1 protein-coding gene is annotated in these 1,199 nt (G+C 73.7%); it reads left to right on the top strand.

Features of this window, described 5'->3' with window-relative positions; translation table 11 throughout:
- Positions 1–38 precede the first annotated feature (38 nt).
- Positions 39–1,199 (top strand): MAB_1171c family putative transporter (locus tag B7L92_RS36015; protein WP_107501718.1); only part of this gene is annotated, 1,161 nt, incomplete at its 3' end.

Here is a 1,199-nt window from a genome sequence, read left to right as displayed (position 1 = left end):
CGACGAGGCTCATGCCGGACGAGGTGCCCTCGTCCGGCATGAGCCTCGTCGTGTACCTGGGGGCCCTGGTCTTCGGGATGTCCTCGGTGCTGCTGCTGCGCCGCCCGCGCACGGCCGTGCGGAACCCGCTGACCCTGTCCACCTGCGTGGCGATCGCCCTCGGCGCCCTGGTCTTCGTCTGCGCCGCGCCGGCCACCCTGGCCGCCGTCAACGACCTCACCGGCATCCCCAACTTCGGTGCGCCGCTGACCTACGGCATGCTCTCCGCGTACAGCTGCGCGGTGCTCGTGCTGCTGATCAACTGGCGGGGCGGTCCCCGCGAGCGGGTGCGGCGCATGGTGCTGCGCAGCATCGCCGCCTACGGGGGGCTGGTGGCCGTCATCGTCGTGCTGTTCGCGCTCGCCGAGGCGGACACCGAGCGGCTGACGGACCTGGACACGTACTACGCCAACACCCCGTTCATGCGGGAGATGATCCTGCTGTACCTGGTCGGGCACAGCGCGGCGATGCTGGTGATGTGCGTGGTGTGCGTCAAGTGGGGCCGCGAGGTCACCGGGCTGCTGCGGACCGGGCTGCGGCTGATCCTGTGCGGGGCGCTGCTGGACGTGCTGGGCTTCCAGCTGGCCAAGTACACCGCGGTCGTGGCGCGTTGGTCGGGCCACGACCTCGACTTCCTGTCCACCACGCTCGCCCCGCCGATGGCCTCGCTGGCCGCGCTGCTGTGTGCGGCGGGGTTCGTGCTGCCGAGGCTGCTGCCGCCGGCCCTCGCGCAGTGGCGGGGGCTGGGCGACTACCGGCGGCTGGCTCCGCTGTGGTCCCTGGTGAAGTCGGTGTCCACCGCGCCCAAGCCCTCCGTCGCCTGGTGGCAGCTTCCCCAGGACCGGCTCCAGTGGCGCGAGGTGTCCATCCACGACGCCCTGCTCACCCTGGCGCCGTACTTCGACCACCGGGTCCGCGAGCGGGTGCGGGACACCGCCCTGAGCGCGGGCCGCTCCCCCCACGAGGCCCGTCTCGCGGCGGAGGCCGCCATGCTCGCCGACGCGGCGCGCCGGGCCGCCGCCCGCGAGGAACCCCCCGAGACCGCAGGCACCTACCGTCTGCACGCCACCGAAGTGTCCGGCACCGGCGGGCTGGTGGAGCTGGCCCAGGCGCTGCACCGACAGCCCGCTACGGCGCCGCCGGCCGCGGCCGGACCCACG

Source organism: Streptomyces viridosporus (assembly GCF_002078235.1).
GTDB classification, from domain to species: Bacteria; Actinomycetota; Actinomycetes; order Streptomycetales; family Streptomycetaceae; genus Streptomyces; species Streptomyces viridosporus.
This window is presented reverse-complemented; position numbering and strand designations above follow the sequence as displayed.